Below are 20,151 nucleotides of genomic sequence, written 5' to 3'. Positions count from 1 at the left end.
CTTGCCAGACCGGGGTGTTCATAGCACGGTTGTGACACGGTAATGACAAGGGGAGGACAAGTATGACAACCGCGCTCGAGACCTTCGACCTCGACAATCCGGAACTTCCGAAGTCGATCAAGAAGAAGGCGCTGGAGTCCGGTGGGTTCCCGTATGACGAGAAGCTGGACGATGACGAATATGACGTCCAGATGCTGGCCGCGCAGCGGCAGCTGGCCCTGTTGCAGCAGGACCAGGCCAAGACCGGCAAGCGCATCGTCATCGTGTTCGAGGGCCGTGACGCGGCCGGCAAGGGTGGCTCGATCCGCACCTATCTCGAAAATCTCAACCCGCGCTACAATGTGACCGTGGCACTGCCCAAGCCGACGGACCGCGAGCGCACGCAATGGTATTTTCAGCGCTACATCGACTGGATGCCGGCGGCCGGCGAGCAGGTGCTGTTCGACCGCAGCTGGTACAACCGGGCCGGGGTCGAGCCGGTGATGGGGTTCTGCACGCCCGAGGAAACCGAGGACTTCCTCGAAGAAGTGCCGAGTTTCGAGAAGATGCTGGTGCGCGACGGAGTGCACCTGTTCAAGTTCTGGCTGGCGATCGGGCGAGAGATGCAGCTCAAGCGCTTCCATGACCGCCGCCACGATCCGCTGAAGATCTGGAAGCTGTCGCCGGTCGACCTGGAAGCGCTGAAGAAATATGACGACTACAGCAGGGCCCGTGACCGGATGCTGGAAGCGACCGACAGCAAGCATGCGCCCTGGACCGTGGTGCTGAACAACGACAAGTCGCGTGGGCGGCTTACCATTATCCGCACGGTGCTGCACGGGCTCGACTATGTCGGCAAGGATGAGAAGCTGATCGGCGAGATCGACGGCAAGATCGCCATGAGTGCCGAGAATTTTCTCAAGACGAACAAAGACTTCTAGCCGCTGGACGAGGGCAGATACAGGGGGCGGTATGTCGGGACATCGTCAGGATGCGCACAGCGAGCAAGGCGGGATGCCACCGGTTCTGGTGATCAATGCCGACGGGCGCTCGCCGTTCGTCCTCGCCTGCGACCATGCCTCCAACCGCATTCCCGACGAATATGACGGGCTGGGGCTGACGCCGCACCAGCGGCTGATGCACATCGCCTGGGACCCCGGCGCCTTCGCTGTGTCGGTGCGGCTGGCGGAAGCGCTGGATGCACCGCTGGTGGCGTCGACGGTGAGCCGGCTCGTGGTCGACTGCAACCGCGACCACGATGCGGCCGACCTGATGCCCGCCTTCTCCGAACGGACCGAGATTCCCGGCAATGCCGGGATCGGCGACAACGAGCGGGGCGACCGGATTGCCCGCTACCACGCGCCGTTCCACAAGGCGTTGACCGAGACGCTGGATCGGCGCGAGGCGGAGGGAATGCCGGCAATCCTGGTTACGGTGCACTCGTTCACCCCGGTCTACAAGGACGTGCCTCGGCCATGGCCGATCGGGCTGATCCATGCACGCGACGATCGCTTCACCGCGGCGCTGCGGGACGCGCTCGCCGCTGACGATCCATCGCTCGACATCGGCTGGAACCAGCCCTATTCGGCCCTCAACGGCGTTACCTTCACGCTCGAGCACCACGGTGATGGCCGCGGCATCGAGGCGACGATGCTCGAAATCCGGCATGACGAGATTCTCGAGGCGGACGGGGTGGCTCGGTGGGCCGACCGGCTGGCCCGATGCCTTACCGCCGCGCTCCACGCTCGGAGCAAGCAGGCAGCCTGATCTGCTGAGGTGCACGCTCCTACGTTTGCGCCGCGCGGATTCTACACCAGGTCCGGAACGCGGGGATAAATCCGCGTCGCGACGTCAGCCGATCGCCGCAGCCGTGGCCCTGGCGCCGTTTTCCAGCAGCGATTTCAGGTGGTTGACGACCGGACCAGTGAAAGCCGGGTTGGACGGCAGGTCGGTGCCGAAGACCTCCTGCATGGCCAGCAGGCCGTTGGCGAGCGTCTCCGCATCGCGACCGGCGGCATCGGCGGCCTGGCGCAGGCGGGCGGCGTGCGGGTCCTTGACGTCGATGGGGTTGCCGGCTTCATCGATACCGGTGACGTAGCGCATCCAGGCCGCGACGCCGAGGGCAAGGCGTTGGATCGACTGGCCTTTTTCGAGGCGGTCGCGGATGGTGCCGAGCAGGCGCTGCGGCAGCTTCTGGGTGCCGTCCATGGCGATCTGCCAGGTGCGGTGCTTCAGCGCCGGGTTGGCGAAGCGGGCGAGGAGCTGGTCGCGGTAGGCTTCGAGATCGGCGCGGGCCATGGGCAGGGTCGGCATCACCTCCTCGGTCATAAGCCCATGAATTAGCTTATGGATTCCGACATCAGCGATGGCCTCGTTGACGTATTGGTAGCCTGACAGGTAGCCGAGATAGCTCATGGTGGAGTGCGAGCCGTTGAGCATGCGGAGCTTCATCAGCTCGAAAGGCTCCACGTCCTCCACTACCTGGGCGCCGACGGTTTCGAAGGGCGGCCGGCCGGCGGGGAAGTGATCCTCGATCACCCATTGGGTGAAGGGCTCGGTCATGATCGGCCAGGCGTCTTCCAGGCCGCTGATTTCCTTGATGATTTCACGATCCGTATCGGTCGTGGCGGGCACGATGCGGTCGATCATGGTCGAGGGGAAACTTACGGATTGAACGTATTTCGTAAGTTCCGTATCGCCCCCCACGATTTCGGCGAAGCGGCGGACGATGCGACCCGCCGTCTTGCCATTGGACGGCAGATTATCGCAGCTCATCACGGTGAAGGGGACAAGTCCGCGACGGCGGCGCAGGTCGAGCGCGGCGACGATGATGCCGGGCGCGCTGATCGGCTCGTTGGGGTGGGCGAGGTCGTGGACGATGTCGGGATGCTTCTCGTCGAGCTCACCGGTCGAGGGATCGTGGCAATAGCCCTTCTCGGTGACGGTCAGCGAGACGATGCGGATGGCCGGATCCGCCATGGTTTCAATGAGTTGGGCGCGCTGCGTGTTGGCATCGAGCACATCCAGGATGGAGCCGATGACGCGGCACTTGGTGCCCGAGGCGTCGCGGATGGCGAGGGTGTAGAGGAAATCCTGCGGCTGCAGTGCGTCGCGGGTATCCGGGCGGCGGAGCGAGGCGCCTATGATGCCCCAGCTCGGATTTTGCTTCAGCAGATCATCGACATAGGCGGCCATGTGGGCGCGGTGAAAGGCGCCGATGCCGAGATGGACGATGCCGGGTGTGACAGTGCCCCTGTCGTAGTCGGGGATCGAAACTGACAGCTCATTAACGACCGCTGAACGCAGTTGCGACGTGGACAGGCGCGGCATGGATACTTCCTCCTCAACACAGGCGCCCCGTTCATACAGAAGCGCTAGCCGAACTGCCATACCACCCGGTTGCGCGGTTCGTCTAAGCCCGGCATAAGCGTGCGAGCAGTTGAGGGGAAGCCAGTGACCAAGCGGTTCGTGAGCATCGGCGAAGCCATGATCGAAATGAGTGGCGGCGAAGGCGGCATGTATCGCCTCGGCTATGCCGGCGACACACTCAACACGGCCTGGTACGCCAAGGCGCTGCTGCCCGAGGACTGGCAGGTCGACTATGTGACGGCGCTGGGCGACGACATGTATTCGGGCCAGATGCACGAATTCATGGGCAAGGCAGGGATCGGCACCGACCGCATCCAGACGATCGCCAACCGGCGGCCGGGCCTCTACATGATCCACCAGGAAAAGGGCGACCGGCACTTCACCTACTGGCGTGGACAGTCAGCCGCGAAGCAACTCGCGGACGACGTCGAGGCGCTCGAGGCAGCGGTGGTCGGTGCGGATACGGTGTATTTCTCGGGCATCAGCATGGCGATCCTCGCACCGCGGGCGCGCGGCAAGCTGATGCGGACGATCGTCAAGGCGCGCGATGCCGGCGCAACCGTGGTGTTCGACACCAACCTCAGGCCGGCGCTGTGGACGTCGCAAAAGATCATGGCTTCGACGCTGACGGCGGCGGCCTCGATCGCCGATATCGTCCTGCCTACACATACGGACGAAGCGCCGGTGTTCGGCGACGCCTCGCCGGAAGCGACGGCGGAGCGTTACCTGGCCCTGGGTGCGCGCGAAGTGGTGGCCAAGGATGGGGCCAAGCCGGCATTCGTCGCGACCGCAGACGGGGTGCGCGAGTATGTCGGCGCGACCAAGGCTGAGAAGGTCGTGGACGCGACCGGCGCGGGCGACTCGTTCAACGGTGGGTATCTGAGCGGCCGGGCACGCGGGCTCTCGCCGGTGGACGCCGCGGCGCGCGGGCACAAGGTGGCGGGCGTGGTGATCGGGCACAAGGGCGCGCTGGTCGATCCGGCGCTGGTGCGGGGAGTTTAGGTGCGCATCGATCCGCGACTGCAAGTACTCGTGGATTGGATCGTGGCCCAACCCGCAGTCTGATCCAACGACACTCGGTCGGATGGCATCGGCAGCGAACTGCCCGCCGATGCCCGTTGCAAACTAGAGCCGGCGGCGATCAGAAGCGCCAGTTGAGGCCGACGCTGACCGAGTGCGCAGTGGCGCCGGCGTCGACCGTGTAGGTCTCCTCGGCGTAGTCGGTATAGCGGTACTGCAGGTCAATCGACACGTCCTCGGTGACGGCGAACTCGACGCCGGCGCCTGCCGTCCAACCGAAATGGGTGTTCTCGACGCCGTCGAACTCCCCACCGGCGAAGGCCACACCGGCCGTCAGGTAGGGCAGGAAGGAGCCGGCATCGAAGCCGAGGCGGCCACGGACGGAGCCGTTCCAGCCTGAGGAGTAGTCAAAGCCATCGGCGCTGACATCGTTCCAGGCGATGTCGGCGGCCACGCCGGCGATGACGCCGTCGGTGATGGCGAAATCCGCGCCGGCGGTGACGCCGAGCATCCAGCCCGACAGCTCAACGCCATCGACGACCAGCGAGTCGCTGGTCAGTTCACCGGCCTGGTAGCCGGTGAAAACGCCGACATAGACGCCTTCCCAGTTGCCGGAAACGTCGACGATGCCGGGCTCGACCGGGGTATCGATGATGAGATCGGCAGCAAAAGCCGACGAGGTGAAGCCGAGGGCCGTCGTGGCCAGCAGGGCGAGAGCGATATTGCGCAAAGGAGCCTCCAAAAGAATCGCGAGGCTTTGGTTAGCATGGAATTGTTAACCATTCGCGTATTGCGCCCGTGGGGCCTGGGCTTTCTCGCGGCTCCGGTCGTGAAAATTGATGCTGAGCACGGTGCTCGTGGCCGCCCGCTCCACCGCCTACGGCGGTCCCCCTCCCCCGCTTCGCAGGGGAGGATCAGGAGGTGGCTACCGCGCCTCGATGATCAGTCGCACGCCCAATATGCCGATGAAGGCGGCGGCGGCACGGTCGACCCAGGCTTTGGCGCCGAGGTAGATGGCGCGGGGGCGGCTGGCGGAAAAGGCGAGCGCGACGATGGCGTACCAGGCGGTTTCCTGCAGGAGGATCAGCGGCGGCAGGACCCAGTAGAGCCAGGGCTCGGGGTTGGCCGGCAGCAGCGCGGCAAAGACTGCGCCGAACACCGCGACGATCTTGGGGTTAGAAAGCTGGGTGAGGAGGCCGAGGGTGAAGGCGCGGCCGGGCTTTGCGGCGGCGTCTGCACCAGTGGTGACCGTGATCGGCTCGGCGGCGTGGCTCCAGATCTTCCAGGCGAGATAGACGAGGTAGAGCCCGCCGGCGATCTTCAGCGCGGTGAACAGGAGGCCACCATCCTGCATGAGGGTGCGGAGGCCGAGCACGGCGAGTGCACCATAGAGCATGGCGCCGACGCCCATGCCGAGGGCGGCGGCGAGGCCTTCGCGGCGCGACTGGGCGACGGCGGTGCGGACGACGAAGACGAAGCTCGGGCCGGGGCTGATGGCGCCGAGCAGCAGCGCGCCGAGAATGGCGAAAAGCGGGATGAAGTGATCCATCACCAATGGCCCTCGTCGCTGTTGATGTATTCGATTTCCTCGGGCGTCGAGGCGCGGCCGAGGGCGGCGTTGCGGCGCGGGTAGCGGCCGAAGCGGCGGAGCAGGTCGCGGTGGGCGGTTTCGTAGGCGAGGATTTCCTCGTTCTCGAGCGAGGTGAACAGGCGCATGGCCTCCTCGTGGATGACGAGGGATTCCGAGTGCTGGAACGGCATGTAGAGGAACATGCGCTCGGGCATCGGGGTCAACCGCTGATCGAGGCCGGCATAGACCGCTTCCTGCGCGAGGGCGAGGGCCATGGCGTCCTGCGCGAAGGCCTTGGCGGCGCCGCGATGGATCTGCCGCGAGAACTGATCGAGGACGACGATTTCGGCGAGGCGGCCGTGCGGGGTGGTGCGCCAAGTCCAGGCTTCGCCGCGGGCGACGGCGGCATGCGTGTCAGCGAACTTTGCGGTCAGCTCGGCGTCGAAATCGGGGCCGCCGCCGAACCAGTGCTCGCGGCCGTGATCGACGAACCAGAAGTTTATGATGTCATCGGCGGTGTGCATGGGACGAGCAAGCCTTGCGTTTGCGGCCGCCCCCTCCACCAGCTTCGCTGGTCCCCCTCCCCCGCTTCGCAGGGGAGGATCAGGAAGGAAGGCCTTCATGCTTCCTTTCCCATGGCGCGTGCAGGATGTCACCATGGGTGGCGGCGTGAGTTATGCCCCTCCCGTGCAACAGGAGAGTGCGATGCGGTTGGTGAAGCTCGATACGCCGGAAGGCAGCCTCTACATCAACCCCGAGCATGTGGTGGCGATAGTCAAAGGCCTGCGCGATACCAAGATCGACACGGTGTCGGGCACCCATGTGGTGAAGGACGCGCCCGAAGTGGTGGCGCGGCTGCTGGGTATGGAAGAGATCGAGCTCGACGTGACGCCCAAGATCGGCTGGAAGGGCTGAAGCCAGCTCAGCCAGCGACGGCACTGCCCTCGGAACGACGGGCCCGGCGCCAGGCGGCGGGCGGCATATCCATTACACGGCGGAAGACGCGGCTCAGGTGGCTCTGGTCGACGAAGCCGCAACTTACCGCGATCTGGTCGATCGGCAGGTCGGTGCCCGACATGAGGTCGGCAGCGTGGCGCACCCGCTCGCGCAGCAGCCAGCGATGCGGCGGTAGCCCGAACGAGGTGCGGAAAGCGCGGGAGAAATGCCCGACCGAGAGGCCGCAGCTATCGGCGAGTTCGGCCAGCGGCATGTCGCGATCGATATGCTGCATCAGGATGTGGGTGGCGCGGCGCTGCTGCCAGAGCGCCAGCCCGGCATTGGGCCGATCGAGCGTGGGGTTCAGGCCGGCGACGCCATAGGCGCCGACGAGGTGCGTGGCGGCGGCGCGAAGAACCTGCTCGGCGAATTGCGCGCTGATTTCCGATGAGCTCGAGAACGCCGGAACAAGCGCCCGCGCGAGGCTGAGCATGATCGGATCGGTGCGGGTGGCCATGACCGGCCGGGGATCGAAGACCAGGCTGCGCATGTCGGTGCCGGCCGCTTCGGACAGCAGCTCGAGCGGCACGCGCAGGTTCACCGTCTCATAAGGCGGATGGATCACAGCGCGCCACAGGTGGCGCAGGTCGAAGAGCTGCAGCCCGCCCTCTGGCAGGCACTGGCGGCCGAAGGAACGGCCATTGCGCCACATCTCGGCCTCGACCGGCATGAGCTGCACCGCGGCGATGAAGGCATCACCCACCCCGAAGCTGGGTACGGTATAGACCGGCGCCGCGGCGAGGTTGCGGGCATGCACGGCAAGCAGCCGCCCCTGCCGGATCAGCTTGACGAAGGGTGGGGTCCGTTCGGCGCCGACGGTCTCCGCTACGGTCATCTTCGCCATCCGCAATGTTGCGTTCGTACAATAACCCGCTGCACGTACAATCGCGTGACGCGGCCAAGCAGGCAAGGTGCCATCCGCAAATGGACGCGAAAGGAGTGCCGCATTGGGAATGCTCAAAACTATTGCAATGGCCGTGGCGGCAGGCGCCGCAATACTGGCAGGAGGCAGTCACGCGATGTCACAGGATATCGGCGTCAAGAATATCGTGCTGGTGCACGGCGCGTGGGCCGACGGCTCGGGCTGGCGCCCGATCTACGAAATCCTCAAGGCGGACGGCTACAATGTCCGCATGGTGCAGAACCCGCTGACCTCGCTGGAAGACGACGTGGCGGCGACCGACCGGGTGCTCAACCGCATGGACGGCCCGTCGATCCTCGTCGGCCATTCCTATGGCGACGCGGTGATTTCCGAGGCGGGCGACCACGAGAAGGTGGTTGGGCTGGTCTACGTCGCGGCCTTCGTGCCGGATGTGGGAGAATCGCCGTTCGGGCTGATTCCGCAGGACCCAGCGCATCCGCCGCCGTTCGATATCGGCGCCGACGGCTTCGCGTTCTTCAACGAGCAGGCCTATGTGCCGGGCTTCGCCGACGCCCTGCCGACGGCCGATGCCGAGTTCATGCGGGACAGCCAGGTGCCGATCTCGCTGGCCGGCGGCTCGACGCCGCTGACCGTCGCGGCCTGGAAGGACAAGCCCAGCTGGTATCAGCTGGCCAAGGGCGACCTGGTGATCCCGCCGGCGGCCCAGCAGCAGATGGCCGGGCGTGCGGGCGCGACGATCGAGGAAGTCGAGGGCGGGCATCTGGCGTTCATCGCGCAGGCGGCGGCTACGGCGGCACTGATCGAGACGGCGGCGAAGGCTGCGGCGAAGTAAGGATTGGGGTGGAGGGGGTGGACGCGCCCTCCACTGCTCGCGGCGACCCCCTCTCTTGCGAAAACTAAGGCTTGGCGAAGGGCCAAACCTGAGTTTTCGCTTTCTCCCCCGCCTAGGGGGAGAAGCTCACCGCAAGCACGGTGGATGTGAGGCGCACCCTCTCCCCTCGGCGGGGGAGAGGCGAGACTTACGAGCGTAGCGAGTTAGTCGCAGCAGAGAGGGGGTGGCAGGCACCGAGCTTGTGGCCGCCCCCTCCACCAGCTTCGCTGGTCCCCCTCCCCCGCTTCGCAGGGGAGGATCGCGGCGAGGCCGGTGTCAAACCGTGACGATCGCCTTGATGACGCCGGTGCGGTCGTGGGCCCAGATGGGCATGTTCTTGGGGACATCGTCGAGGCTGGTCGACTGGGTGGCGAGGCGGTCCGTCGGGATTTTGCCGGCCCGCATCGAGGCCATGACGTGCTCGAAATCGGCCTTCTGGGCGTTCCGCGAGGCGCGGATGGTGAGCTCGCGGCGGTGCACTTCGCTATCGGGGAAGACGAGGTCGCCCTTGATGACACCGACCAGGGTGTAGGCGCCGCCATTGCGGGTGTGGAACAGCGAAGCGTTCATCGCCCTGATCGAGCCGGTGGAATCGAGCACGGCATCGAAGCCGGTCTGCTTCCGCGCGGCGAACTCGGCGCCCTCGAGATCGTCAACCGAGAAGGTGGTGAAACCGAGCGCGCGGGTCGCTTCGATCTTGTCGGGCGCGGCGTCGATCACAGTGACGTCGGCGCCGGCGATCTTGGCGAAGAAGGCGACACCGAGCCCGATGGGGCCGGAGCCGACGACCAGCGCGCGCGAGCCGGGCTTGAGCTCGCCTGTGCGGCTGATGGCGTGGGCGCCGATGGCGAGGAACTCGACCATGGCGGCGTCGCGGATGTTGAGGTCACCGGCCGGATAGAGATTGCCGGCCGGCATGACGATCTCCTCGGCCATGCCGCCGGGGGCGTGGACGCCGATCACCTTCAGCGTCTCGCAGCAATTGGTCTTGCCCTCCAGGCAGGCTGGGCAGGTGCCGCAGTTGAGATAGGGGTTGATAACGACGTTCTCGCCGGCCTTGAGGCTCGATCCGTTGGGATCGACGACCGTGCCGCTCAGCTCGTGGCCTATGACGCGCGGGTATTCGAAGTAGGGAAAGTTGCCCTCGAAGATGTGGTAGTCGGTGCCGCAGATGCCGATGTGGCGGATGGCAACTCGGACCCAGCCGGGCTTGAGCTCGGGACGCTCGATGTCGATCAGTGCCAACTCATTGGGCGCGACGCAGGATATGGCTCGCATGATGGTTTCCCCTTTTGCGCCGGATCATAGCGGGGCGCGGCTTCACCACAAGCGGGGCGCGCGCTAGAAGGCTCGCATCTTTAGTCGGGATGCATTTCAGTGAATTTTGCGAGCGATAACTGGGCCGGGGCGACGCCCGAGGTGATGGCGGCGCTGAGCCGGGCCAATGACGGGGCGGCGCCGGCCTACGGCAATGACGCGCTGACCAAGCGGGTGACGGAGCTGTTCGCCGAGGTGTTCGAGACGCCGGTGGAGATCTGGTTCACCGCGACCGGGACGGCGTCGAACTCGCTGGGGCTCGCGGGGCTGAGCCAGCCGGGCGGGCTGATCTTCTGCTCGGGCGAGGCGCATATCGCGACCGACGAGTGGGGCGCCACCGAGTTCCAGACCCAGGGTATGAAGCTGGTGACGGTGCCGCAGGTGGCCGGGCGGATGTCCGCCGAGGCGCTGGCCGAGGTGATGGGGCGCTATCCGGAAGGCAACCGCTATGGCGTGCCGGTGGGATTGAGCCTCACCAATGCGACCGAGCTCGGCACGGTGTACGGCCCGGACGAGGTGCGGCTGCTGGCCGGGATGGCGCGGGAACGCGGGCTGGCCGTGCACATGGATGGCGCGCGGTTCGGCAATGCCGTGGCGGCGACGGGCGCGAAGCCGGCGGAGCTGACGTGGAAGGCGGGGGTGGATTTTCTCAGCTTCGGCGGCACCAAGAATGGCTGCTGGGCGGCCGAGGCGATCGTGGTGTTTTCGCCCGACAAGCTGAAGCACATGGCGGCGCGGCGGCAGCGGGCGGGGCATACGTTCAGCAAATCGCGGTTCGTGGCGGCGCAGTTCGAGGCCTATCTCAGCGACGGCAACTGGCTGCGCTGGGCCGGGCACGCCAATGCGCGGGCCGAGCAGTTGCGGGCCGGCTTGCGCGGCAACGAGCCGGCGCGGCTGGGCTGGGAAAGCGAGGCGAACGAGGTGTTCGCGATAGTGCCCAAGGCGGCGATAGCGCGGGTGCGGGCAGCGGGCGGTACGCTGTATGAGTGGCCGGCGGAGGCGACGGAGCAGGCATTGCGGCCGGATGAGGATCTGGTGCGGCTGGTGACGAGCTGGGCGACGACGGGGGATGAGGTGGAGCGGTTCTTGGGGCTGCTTTAGGCACACCCCAAACAGAGATCCCCGCTTTCGCGGGGATGACATCGAGTCTCGATTTGGAACAGCGATTGTGGCCGCCCCCTCCACCGCCTGCGGCGGTCCCCCTCCCCCGCTGCGCAGGGGAGGATCAGGGGGCCACCACTACTTTCACCAGATTGTCGGCCGGGTCGCGGACATCGAGGCCGGTGTTAGTGTCAGTGTAGCTCGCGCCGATCGCCTTGAGCCGGACACGAACGGCGTCGAGCGCGGCGGCATCGGGGACGACGATGTGGAACCAGCGGAGGCCAGCCGAGCCTTTTGGCGCCTGGGCGGCGTTGGGGCCGGACCAGATGTTGAAGGCGATGGTGTGCGGCGGGTAGTCGAGCCCGAGATCGCCCATGCCGAAGCGGCGCATGATGAACAGGCCGCCAAAGCCGATGCCGTCGCGATAAAAGCGCATGGCGAGTTCGAGGTCGTTCACGTGCAGGTGGATGTGGCCGATGCGGGTGCCGGCGGGCATCAGGGGCGGTACGGCGTTGATGTCGTCGAGCTCGGCGAGCAGGTCGTCGACGTCGATAGCCTCACGGCCGGAGTGCGGCGAGCCGTCGACGGTCTTGACGTAAAAGCCGTCCTCGCCATCGCCGATAGTGCCGCGCTCGGGCGTTTCGAAGGTGATCTCGATGCCGTTATTGTCGTGGTCCCACAGGTAGATGGCCTCGGAGACGAGGTGATCGGTGGGCGAGATGCGGACGCGGCGCATCAGCGCCCGCACCGCCATCTCGGCCAGCGCCTTGCGCGTGGGAACGTGGATGGCGACGTGATAGAGGCCGAGCGAGCGATCTGGGAACGGGCGGGTGGCGCCGAGCTCGAGGGTGATCAGCTCGGTTCCGGCAACGCCGAGATGCAGGGCCTCGGCGTCTTCCGAAAGCAGTTCGAGGCCGACGACATCGCGCCAGATGTAGAGGGCCTGGTCGTGGTTGGTGACGGCGATACGTGCCGGGCCGAGCTTCGTCGTCAGCGGCAGAACCGGGGCGGAGCGGACAGCAGCCTGGGATTCGACGGTGATCATGTTGGGTCCTCGTGTTGACCCTAGATATAGAGCCAACGGGGGCGACGGATCATTGGGGCGGTGTGGTGGGCAGTCGATACTGATTTGCGGGAATGAGGGCGTGAGGGGGCTGATTATGCGCCCAGCGCGCGTGGCTCGCCCCACCCTAGCTTTCGCTACGGCTGCGTCTAGCTGCGCTACCCTCCCGGCGAGGGGAGGGTGAAGGGTGCCCAACGATAGAGACGGCCCCCTCCCGGCCTCCCCCACAAGGGGGGAGGTGAAGAGGAGGCTCCGCCTCTAGTTTGCGATGGCGCGGCGGCGGGCTTCGCTGGCGATGTAGACGAACAGGGCGGCGACGATCAGGCCGCCGACGAGTTGCGGCCAATCGACGGTGGCGGCGAAGCGCGACAGCATGAGGCTGGCATCGAACGGCTCGGGGCGGAGCAAGGCATCGCGGAAGATGCCTTCGTCGATCGAGAAGTCGCTGCGCTGGTGCAGATAGGTGAGGAAGTAGCCGGCCTCGGGCCCCATGTCGCGCAACAGCAGGTTTTCGGCGAGACCGATAAGCCCCGGGATGAGGAAGGCGAGCGGGATGGACCAGCGCCGGAACAGGGTCGACAGCAACCCGACCCAGGCGAAGAAGGGCGCGTACCAGAGCAGCGCCAGGACGAGGTAACCGAGATCGAAGGCGGCGACGTTGATGGCGGTAACGGCATAGATGACCGGGTCCGAGAGCTGGAAACCGGGTACGGTGAACACCATCAGCAGCGTGCCGATGTAAACGATCAACCCGCTCAGCATGGCCGCGACGAAGATGAGCGCCGGGAACAGGGTGATGCCGGCCGTCATCTTGGAGGCGAGGATTTTGAAGTCGGACTGAGGCATGGATTTCCAGAACAGCATGGAGTTGTTCCGGCTGTCGGCGCTGAAGGCATCGGCGAAATAGAAGAACAGCGTCGCCATGAGGTAGACCATCCACAGCGCCGACAGGGCCAGGAAGCCGAACTCGAAGCCCTTGCCGCCGGTGACGATGCCGACCTTCTGGAAGGTGGCGAACCGGCCGAAGGTGCCGCCGGCCAGCATGACGAGAGCGAGCAGGCCGAGAACCATGGCGGGCGCGTAGAAGAAGGCGCCGCGATGCTCGAGGAATTCGCGCCGGATGAGGGCGAGCAGAGACTTCATTTCCGATCCCGCTGCATGAGGGCGACGAAGAGGTCGCTCAGGGTGGGGGTGGAGACCTCGCCCAGCGGGGCGAGCAGGTCGCGATCGACGCCGTCGAAGACCATCGCGGTCATGCCGAAGCGCGTTTCGCTGTAGATGGGCCCGAGCGCCTCAGCAGCGGCGACCTGATCGGGCTTGACGATCAGCTGGGTGAACTTGCTCGACACCGTCTCCATCTGCATGTGCAGGATCAGTTCGCCATCGCGCATGAACATGATGTCGGAGAGCATGAACTCGATCTCATCCACCTGGTGGGTGGTGATGAGTAGGGTGCGCTCCTCGGTCATGTAGTCCTCGAGCAGGCGCCGGTAGAAGCGCTTGCGGTAGGTGATGTCGAGGCCGAGCGTGGGCTCGTCGAGGACGAGCAGCTTTGCATCGATCGCCATCACCACAGCGAGGTGGAGCTGGGCGATCATGCCCTTGCTCAGATTCTTGACCCGCGCCTCCATCTTCACGTCGGTGCCTTCGAGGAAGCCGCGGGCCTTCTCTTGGCTGAAGTTGGGATGGATGTTGGTGAGTAGCGCGAACAGCTCGCGGACGCGCAGGAAGCGCGGCAGGCTCGCCACATCGGAGATGAAGGCGACATTCTCCATCAGCCGGGCGCGCTTTTGGAACGGATCCTCGCCCAGCACCCGCACGGTGCCCTCGTAGGAAGTGAGCCCAAGCAGGGCGTTCAGCGTGGTGGTCTTGCCGGCGCCGTTATGGCCGACGAGGCCGTAGATGCGTCCGGGCGGGATGTCGAAATCGAGCCCGTGGAGGATCTCGGTGCGGCCGAACCGCTTGCGGAGGCCGCGCGCCGAGACGATCGGAGCAGTTGGGGTTTGAGCAAGATCATTCATCTTTACCGCCTTGCTGGAGCAAAACCTGGGGATCGAGGCCGAGGGCAGCGATGCGCGTCAGCACGCGCGGCCACTCCTCGGAAAGGAACTTTTCGCGCTCGTGGGCGAGCAGTTTTTCGCGGCCGCCATCGGCCACATACATGCCCATGCCACGGCGCGACTCGACGACGCCGATATCGACGAGCGACTGGTAGGCGCGGGTGACGGTGAGCGGATTGACCGACAGGTCGGCCGAAATCTGGCGCACGGACGGCAGTGCCTCGCCTTCAGCGGCGGCGTTCGAGAGGATCATGTCGGCAATCCTTTCGCTGATCTGCACGAAGATCGGCTGGTTGTCGTTGAACTGGCTCATGCGTGATGCCTTGGTAGTGTCGTAGTTATGTAGCACACTATATCGGCGGTGGCAATGGGATATTCAGGGGTTGGGCTGCCCTTCGGAGAAGCCATTCTGGGCGGAGTCATTCCCGCGAAAGCGGGAACCTCTGTTTTGGTCGCATGTAGTAAACGGAGGTCCCCGCTTTCGCGGGGATGACCCGGTGGATGGACGCGTCCGACGGGCCCCGCAGAGGGATCGCGGAGAGCCGCGTGGGTATGGCTCACCCCCAGAGCTGCGCCAGGGCGTTTCATTCGAGCAGTCCACAAGCGCCGGCGTCATTGTGGATGGGCGCCGCCTCCGCGCTCGATGCCAGCCCAAAGAAAGCGGGACCGAGGTTGCCCCCGGTCCCGCGAAATTCGCGTCTATGGCCGGCCGGCTTACGCGGCCTGCGCCTTGCGCTTGCGCCAGCTGACGAGGCCGAGGGCGCCCAAGGCCGAGCCGAGGAGCGCGATGCCGGCCGGGACTGGGACGGCAGCAACGCCGGTGATGCTCTTCAATGTAAACGCGTCGGGTACAAAGGCGTCGACGATGTTGTCCGTCGAAGCACGGATGGCAAGCGACGAGACCAGCACACCGGCGGGCCCGAAGGTCATCGGGTTGTAGGTGCCGATATCGAAGAATGCGCCGCCATCGAGCGAGAACTCGAAATCGTCGGCGCCGGAGAAGTTGCCGAGCTCGAACGCCATCAGGGTGAACGGCTGCAGGAAGTTGACGATCAGCGTTTCGAAGCTGAACGGGAAGCTGTCGATGCTGCCGGGATCGGTGTCCGGAATCGCCCCGAAACCGAAGCCGTCAACGCCAGCGCCGGCCGAGCCAAACGTGACGTCGCAGCCGGTGTTCAAGAAACCACCGATCGAGCAATCCGTGCTGAACAGCGATGCGTCCGGATTCGAGCCGGTGAACGAATAGACCGCGGCACTTGCCGAACCGATGCTCATCGTCAGCGCAAGCGCCGCGCCGATGACGCTGATAAACTTCATTTCTCCAAACCTTCTGATGAAAATATAGCAATCACCAGCCTCGTTAACCGACGCTTTACCGTATTGCAATGCGTAATACTGTCTATCCAAGATGTTGGTGAACCGTATGTCTGTTGAATGCAGCACAGCCTGGCTCCGCCCGACTTGGGAAAGGGCGAACGGGTTGAGGCCTTGGTGGTAACGACAAGCCCCCGCTGACATGTTAGTCGGGGGTTCGCCGGTGCCCTGCCGGCCCTATCCTCGGATTTCTCCCCATGGCCGTTGCAGCCACTCCCTCGGCGAGCGATCTCGCCGGCAAGACCACGCTCTCGATCATCGTCATGGTCAGCGTATGCCACCTGATCAACGACGTGCTGCAATCGCTGCTGTCGGCCATCTACCCGATCCTCAAGGTGAATTACGGCCTCGACTATGTACAGATCGGGCTGTTGACCTTCACCTTCCAGGTCACCGCATCGCTGCTGCAGCCGGCCATCGGCATGTATACGGACAAACGCCCCCTGCCCTACTCGCTGCCGGTGGGCATGGGGTTGAGCCTTGTCGGACTGCTCGTTCTCGGCTTTGCCAACAGCTACTGGCTGCTGCTGGTCGGTTCAGCCTTCGTCGGGCTGGGTTCGGCCATCTTCCACCCCGAATCGAGCCGGGTGGCACGGCTGGCTTCGGGTGGCCGGCACGGGCTGGCGCAATCGCTGTTCCAGGTGGGCGGCAATGCCGGCTCGGCGCTCGGGCCGTTGCTTGCCGCCTTCATCGTCTTGCCGCGTGGGCAGTGGAGCGTGAGCCTGTTCGCCATCGGCTCTCTGGTCGGGATCGTGATCCTGACGCGGGTGGGCATGTGGTATTCCGAGCACCGCCGGGCCAATGCCGGCAAGGCGCCGGTGAGCCGCGTGCTGCCCTTCGACCGGCGCACGACGCTGATCGCGCTCACGGTGCTCACCGTGCTGACGCTGACCAAGAACGCCTATACCGCGAGCCTTTCGAGCTATTACACGTTCTTCCTGATCGACAAGTTCGGGGTCGGCGTGCAGGACGCGCAGCTGCTGCTCTTCGTCTATCTGGGCGCCTCTGCATTCGGCGTGTTCATCGGCGGGCCGATCGGCGACCGCTTCGGCGCCAAGTTCGTGATCTGGTTCTCGATCCTGGGCGTGCTGCCGTTCACGCTGGCCCTGCCTTATGCCGACCTCACCTGGACGGTGGTGCTGACGGTGATCATCGGGATCATCTTCTCGTCGGCCTTCTCGGCCATCGTGGTGTTCGCGCAGGAGCTGATGCCGGGGCGGATCGGGTTGATCGCGGGAATATTCTTCGGGCTCGCGTTCGGAGCCGGCGGCATCGCCGCGGCGGCGCTGGGGGCGGTCGCGGACGTGACCAGCGTCGAATACGTGTTCTGGCTGTGCTCGTTCATGCCGCTGGCCGGACTGCTGACGGTGTTCCTGCCGGATATGGGGAAGGTGCGGTAAGAGCGGAAGTCGAAGGTCGGAAATCGGAAGTCGGAAATCGGAAGTCGGACGTTTCATCCGACATCCGACCTTCGACTTCCGACTTCCGACTTCCGTATTCATCAGATCGGCAGCAGGGCGACCGGGGCTTGCAGCTTGAACTCCTGGCCGTTGGGCTTCAGCGTGCCGTCGGCGGCGACGTCGAAGGTGGCGAGGTTCTCGCTCTTCTGGTTGGCGACCACGAGGTGGTTGCCGAGCAGGATGAAGAAACGCGGCCAGTCGCCGCCGCAGGAGACGATCTGCTTCAGGCTGATCGAGCCATCGGCCGCGATGGCGAAGGCGGCGATGGAATTGTGGCCGCGGTTGGAGACGTAGACGGTGTCGCCCTTGGCGTTCACTTCGATATGGGCGCCGTAGGAGGTGTCCTTGAACTCTGGCGGCAGGGCGGAGAGCGCGTTGATCTCGATCAGCGTGCCGTCGGCATTGCGCGAGAGCGCGGTGAGGACGTTGGCGTACTCGGTCCAGAGATAGGCGAACTTGCCGCCGGGGTGGAAGGCGAGGTGGCGCGGACCCGAGCCTTTGGGCATCGAGAAGGCGACTTGCGGGGCACCGAAGCTGCCATCGGCATAGGTAAAGCTGCGGACCTCGTCGTGGCCGAGGTCGACGACGTAGAGCCGGTCGCCCTCGGGGGACCATTGCGCCCAGTGGGCGTGGCCGGCGGCGTGGTCCTGCGTGCCGCGTAGCACGGCGCCGGCGCTGAGCGCGCCGTTGGCGGCGACGGCGTAGGTGGCCACCGAGTCGTCGCCATAGTTGGCGACTGCGAGGATTTTGCCATCGGGGCTCAGCCGCAGGTAGCACGGGTACTTGGCGCCGGTGGGCAGGTAGCCGAGCGGGGCCACGGTCGTGGGATCGGGCGACAGGATGAAGGCACCGACCTTTTCGGCCATCTCGTCGGTGATGAATACGGCGCGGCTATGCGCGTCGTAGGCGATCCACGAGGTATCGGGGGTGCCGGGGTATTCGCGCACCAGCTCGAAGGCGCCGGTGCCGGTATCGAAGCTCAGCAGCTTGAGGCCGGCGCCGCCGGGGCCGGTGTAGGAGCCGGAAAGCAGGGTGAGCTTGGACATGGATATGCCTCCTCGTAGATTTTCGCGGGCAAGTCTTAGGGGAGAGCGCTCGGCGGGGGAAGTGGGCACGGATCGGCCGTTCGGCTGAGAGATCGAACAACGCTTTCTACTTCCAAGTAACGGTGCGAAGCTTTACCCTTGGACTCGGGTGAGCGACCCGCCTAAGTGCAGGCTACGTTGTGGGAAAACGTGGCCTATACTGGTGCATCGGCGTGGTCGCGTTCCGAACGGCAACGCTTTCGCAGTTTTCCTGGAAGCGCTCTTGGACGCGGAAATGGATCAGGTTTTGTCGCGCCGCCTTGCGGCGGTGCTGTGCGCGGACATAGCTGGCTACAGCGCACTGGTAGGCGCCGACGAGTCGAGCGCGATCGCCGCGCTAAAGGGGCATCAGACCGCGGTGATCGCGGTGCTGACCCAGCATGGCGGCCGTGTGGTGGACCTGGCCGGCGACGGACTGGTGGCCGAGTTCCCGTCCACCGTGTCGGCGGTGGAGGCCGGGCTGGCCATGCAGACCGTGATGGCCGAGCGCAACGCGCCGGTGCCGGAAGGCAAGCGCATGCTGTTCCGCATCGGCATCAACCAGGGCGATGTGATCCACGACGACACCCATATCTATGGCGACGGCATAAACGTCGCGGCGCGGCTGCAGACGATCGCAGAGCCCGGCGGGGTCTATGTGTCGGGCAAGGTGCACGAGGAAGTGCGCGACCGCATGAAGGCCGCCTTCCGCGACCTCGGCGAGAAAAAGCTAAAGAATATCGCGCGGCCGGTGCGGGTGTTCGAGGTGCTGACCGGAGCGCCCAAGCGTACGCGGGCGCCGGACGGGGTGACGGTCGAGCCGCGAAAACCCTCGGTGGCGGTGCTGCCCTTCGACAATATGGGCGGCGACAGCGAGCAGGAATATTTTGCGGACGGCGTGGTGGAAGACATCATCACCGCGCTGTCGCGCTTCAAGGATTTTGCGGTCATCGCCCGCAATTCGAGCTTCGTCTACAAGGGCCGGGCGGTGGACGTGCGCGACGTGTCGCGCGAGCTCGGCATCCGCTATCTGCTCGAGGGCAGCGTGCGCAAGGCCGGCAGCCGGCTGCGCATCACGGCGCAGCTGATCGATGCGGCGACGGGCGCGCACCTCTGGGCCGACAAGTTCGACGGCACGCTCGAGGACGTGTTCGACTTCCAGGACCGGATCACCGCGACGGTGGCCTCGATCGTCGAGCCGGCGATCCGCTGGGCTGAGATCGAGCGCTCGCGGCGGGAGCGGCCCGACAGCGTCGAGGGCTACGACCTTTATCTGCGCGCGCTGCCGATGCACCTGTCGCAGACCGAGCGCGCCAATGCCGAGGCGATTGCGCTATTACTGCGCGCCATCGAGCTCGAGCCGAACAACCCGACCTATCTCGTCTATGCCGGCAATGCCATGCTGCACCGGGCCTCGCAGGGCTGGCCGGCGATCGGTTCCGACGACCAGCAGCACGGCATCGAGCTGGTGGAGGCGGCGCTGGCGCATGCGCGCGATGATGCGGTGGTGCTCAGCCTCGCCAGCATGATGCTGATCCACAACCTCAAGGACTATGACCGCGGGCTGGAGCTGACCCGGCGGGCCGTGGGGCTCAACCCCAACAACCTGACCGTGATCATGTTCGCCGGCATCGCGCAGCTGCACCTGGGCAATCTCGATGACGCGATCGCCTATTGCGAGCATGCGATCCGGCTGTCGCCCGCGGTGGATGGGGCGCACTGGCCGCTGACGGCGATCGCACATGTGCACGTGATCCGCGGCGAGTACGAGCAGGCCATCTCCTGGGCCAAGCGCTCGATCTCGTCCAATCCGAGCTTTGTGTGCACTTACTGGATGCTGGCTGCAGCCAATGCGCATCTGGACCGCATGGACGAAGCCCGGCGGCATGTCGCGGCATTGAAGCGGCTGGCACCGGAGACGACGGTGCAGCGGATCTGGGCCGGGCAGCCGCAGCAGGACCCGACCCGGCTCGCCGCCGTGCTCGACGGCCTGCGGCTGGCGGGCCTGCCCGAAGGCTGAGCCT

20 protein-coding genes are annotated in these 20,151 nt (G+C 65.6%); 8 read left to right on the top strand and 12 right to left on the bottom strand.

What is annotated here, in order from left to right:
- Positions 1 to 62: 62 nt before the first annotated feature.
- Entirely contained in the window at positions 63 to 920 is an 858-nt protein-coding gene (gene ppk2 / locus AC3A6I_RS03245) for a polyphosphate kinase 2 (RefSeq protein WP_487541748.1), read from the top strand.
- A 73-nt stretch (positions 921 to 993) separates the two neighbouring features.
- A complete protein-coding gene (locus AC3A6I_RS03240) occupies positions 994 to 1,746 on the top strand; it encodes an N-formylglutamate amidohydrolase (protein WP_487541747.1) in 753 nt (250 codons plus the stop codon).
- Between the two features lie 84 nt (positions 1,747 to 1,830).
- On the opposite strand, the gene AC3A6I_RS03235 is transcribed toward AC3A6I_RS03240, so the two are convergent.
- Complete coding sequence (locus AC3A6I_RS03235) at positions 1,831 to 3,309, bottom strand: mannitol dehydrogenase family protein (protein WP_487541746.1); 1,479 nt, start codon at positions 3,307 to 3,309, stop codon at positions 1,831 to 1,833.
- Between the two features lie 123 nt (positions 3,310 to 3,432).
- Here AC3A6I_RS03235 and AC3A6I_RS03230 point away from each other — a divergent pair, with 123 nt between their 5' ends.
- Complete coding sequence (locus AC3A6I_RS03230) at positions 3,433 to 4,350, top strand: sugar kinase (protein WP_487541745.1); 918 nt, start codon at positions 3,433 to 3,435, stop codon at positions 4,348 to 4,350.
- Between the two features lie 139 nt (positions 4,351 to 4,489).
- Here AC3A6I_RS03230 and AC3A6I_RS03225 read toward each other — a convergent pair whose 3' ends face one another.
- From AC3A6I_RS03225 to AC3A6I_RS03215, 3 genes are all read right to left on the bottom strand, one after another.
- Positions 4,490 to 5,098: an outer membrane protein gene (locus AC3A6I_RS03225; protein WP_487541744.1), complete on the bottom strand. Its 609-nt coding sequence runs from the start codon at positions 5,096 to 5,098 to the stop codon at positions 4,490 to 4,492.
- A 195-nt stretch (positions 5,099 to 5,293) separates the two neighbouring features.
- Positions 5,294 to 5,917, bottom strand: a complete 624-nt coding sequence (locus AC3A6I_RS03220; protein ID WP_487541743.1) for a LysE family translocator — start codon at positions 5,915 to 5,917, stop codon at positions 5,294 to 5,296.
- On the bottom strand, positions 5,917 to 6,462 hold the full coding sequence (locus AC3A6I_RS03215) for a DUF924 family protein (protein ID WP_487541742.1): 546 nt from the start codon (positions 6,460 to 6,462) through the stop codon (positions 5,917 to 5,919). Before AC3A6I_RS03215 ends, AC3A6I_RS03220 begins: the two co-directional genes overlap by 1 nt.
- Before the next feature lie 97 nt (positions 6,463 to 6,559).
- Here AC3A6I_RS03215 and AC3A6I_RS03210 point away from each other — a divergent pair, with 97 nt between their 5' ends.
- Entirely contained in the window at positions 6,560 to 6,853 is a 294-nt protein-coding gene (locus AC3A6I_RS03210) for a hypothetical protein (protein ID WP_487541741.1), read from the top strand.
- Positions 6,854 to 6,860: 7 nt separating this feature from the next.
- Here AC3A6I_RS03210 and AC3A6I_RS03205 read toward each other — a convergent pair whose 3' ends face one another.
- The gene (locus AC3A6I_RS03205; protein ID WP_487541740.1) at positions 6,861 to 7,769 is read right to left on the bottom strand and encodes a helix-turn-helix domain-containing protein; all 909 of its coding nucleotides are present in this window, start codon (positions 7,767 to 7,769) and stop codon (positions 6,861 to 6,863) included.
- 184 nt (positions 7,770 to 7,953) lie between these two features.
- Between AC3A6I_RS03205 and AC3A6I_RS03200 the strand changes: the two genes are divergently transcribed.
- Positions 7,954 to 8,649, top strand: coding sequence for an alpha/beta hydrolase (locus AC3A6I_RS03200; protein ID WP_487541739.1), 696 nt, complete (start codon positions 7,954 to 7,956; stop codon positions 8,647 to 8,649).
- A 315-nt stretch (positions 8,650 to 8,964) separates the two neighbouring features.
- Here AC3A6I_RS03200 and AC3A6I_RS03195 read toward each other — a convergent pair whose 3' ends face one another.
- Entirely contained in the window at positions 8,965 to 9,966 is a 1,002-nt protein-coding gene (locus AC3A6I_RS03195) for a zinc-binding alcohol dehydrogenase family protein (RefSeq protein ID WP_487541738.1), read from the bottom strand.
- A gap of 99 nt (positions 9,967 to 10,065) precedes the next feature.
- On the opposite strand from AC3A6I_RS03195, the gene AC3A6I_RS03190 reads away from it, so the two are divergent.
- Entirely contained in the window at positions 10,066 to 11,106 is a 1,041-nt protein-coding gene (locus AC3A6I_RS03190) for a threonine aldolase family protein (protein WP_487541737.1), read from the top strand.
- A gap of 124 nt (positions 11,107 to 11,230) precedes the next feature.
- Here the strand turns inward: AC3A6I_RS03190 and AC3A6I_RS03185 are convergent, their stop codons facing one another.
- From AC3A6I_RS03185 to AC3A6I_RS03165, 5 genes are all read right to left on the bottom strand, one after another.
- Complete coding sequence (locus AC3A6I_RS03185; protein WP_487541736.1) at positions 11,231 to 12,151, bottom strand: VOC family protein; 921 nt, start codon at positions 12,149 to 12,151, stop codon at positions 11,231 to 11,233.
- 276 nt (positions 12,152 to 12,427) lie between these two features.
- Positions 12,428 to 13,312, bottom strand: coding sequence for a hypothetical protein (locus AC3A6I_RS03180; protein ID WP_487541735.1), 885 nt, complete (start codon positions 13,310 to 13,312; stop codon positions 12,428 to 12,430).
- A complete protein-coding gene (locus AC3A6I_RS03175; RefSeq protein WP_487541734.1) occupies positions 13,309 to 14,190 on the bottom strand; it encodes an ABC transporter ATP-binding protein in 882 nt (293 codons plus the stop codon). Before AC3A6I_RS03175 ends, AC3A6I_RS03180 begins: the two co-directional genes overlap by 4 nt.
- Positions 14,183 to 14,542: a GntR family transcriptional regulator gene (locus AC3A6I_RS03170; RefSeq protein WP_487541733.1), complete on the bottom strand. Its 360-nt coding sequence runs from the start codon at positions 14,540 to 14,542 to the stop codon at positions 14,183 to 14,185. Before AC3A6I_RS03170 ends, AC3A6I_RS03175 begins: the two co-directional genes overlap by 8 nt.
- A 401-nt stretch (positions 14,543 to 14,943) precedes the next feature.
- On the bottom strand, positions 14,944 to 15,546 hold the full coding sequence (locus AC3A6I_RS03165; RefSeq protein ID WP_487541732.1) for a VPLPA-CTERM sorting domain-containing protein: 603 nt from the start codon (positions 15,544 to 15,546) through the stop codon (positions 14,944 to 14,946).
- A 254-nt stretch (positions 15,547 to 15,800) separates the two neighbouring features.
- Here AC3A6I_RS03165 and AC3A6I_RS03160 point away from each other — a divergent pair, with 254 nt between their 5' ends.
- Complete coding sequence (locus AC3A6I_RS03160) at positions 15,801 to 17,003, top strand: MFS transporter (RefSeq protein WP_487541731.1); 1,203 nt, start codon at positions 15,801 to 15,803, stop codon at positions 17,001 to 17,003.
- Between the two features lie 101 nt (positions 17,004 to 17,104).
- On the opposite strand, the gene AC3A6I_RS03155 is transcribed toward AC3A6I_RS03160, so the two are convergent.
- Complete coding sequence (locus AC3A6I_RS03155) at positions 17,105 to 18,109, bottom strand: lactonase family protein (RefSeq protein WP_487541730.1); 1,005 nt, start codon at positions 18,107 to 18,109, stop codon at positions 17,105 to 17,107.
- A 274-nt stretch (positions 18,110 to 18,383) separates the two neighbouring features.
- Between AC3A6I_RS03155 and AC3A6I_RS03150 the strand changes: the two genes are divergently transcribed.
- A complete protein-coding gene (locus tag AC3A6I_RS03150) occupies positions 18,384 to 20,147 on the top strand; it encodes an adenylate/guanylate cyclase domain-containing protein (protein ID WP_487541729.1) in 1,764 nt (587 codons plus the stop codon).
- Positions 20,148 to 20,151: the final 4 nt, after the last annotated feature.

Source organism: Devosia sp. Soil_C_22, from assembly GCF_057657195.1.
Note: the sequence above shows the minus strand (reverse complement) of the source record. Positions and strands in the feature narration are given on the sequence as shown.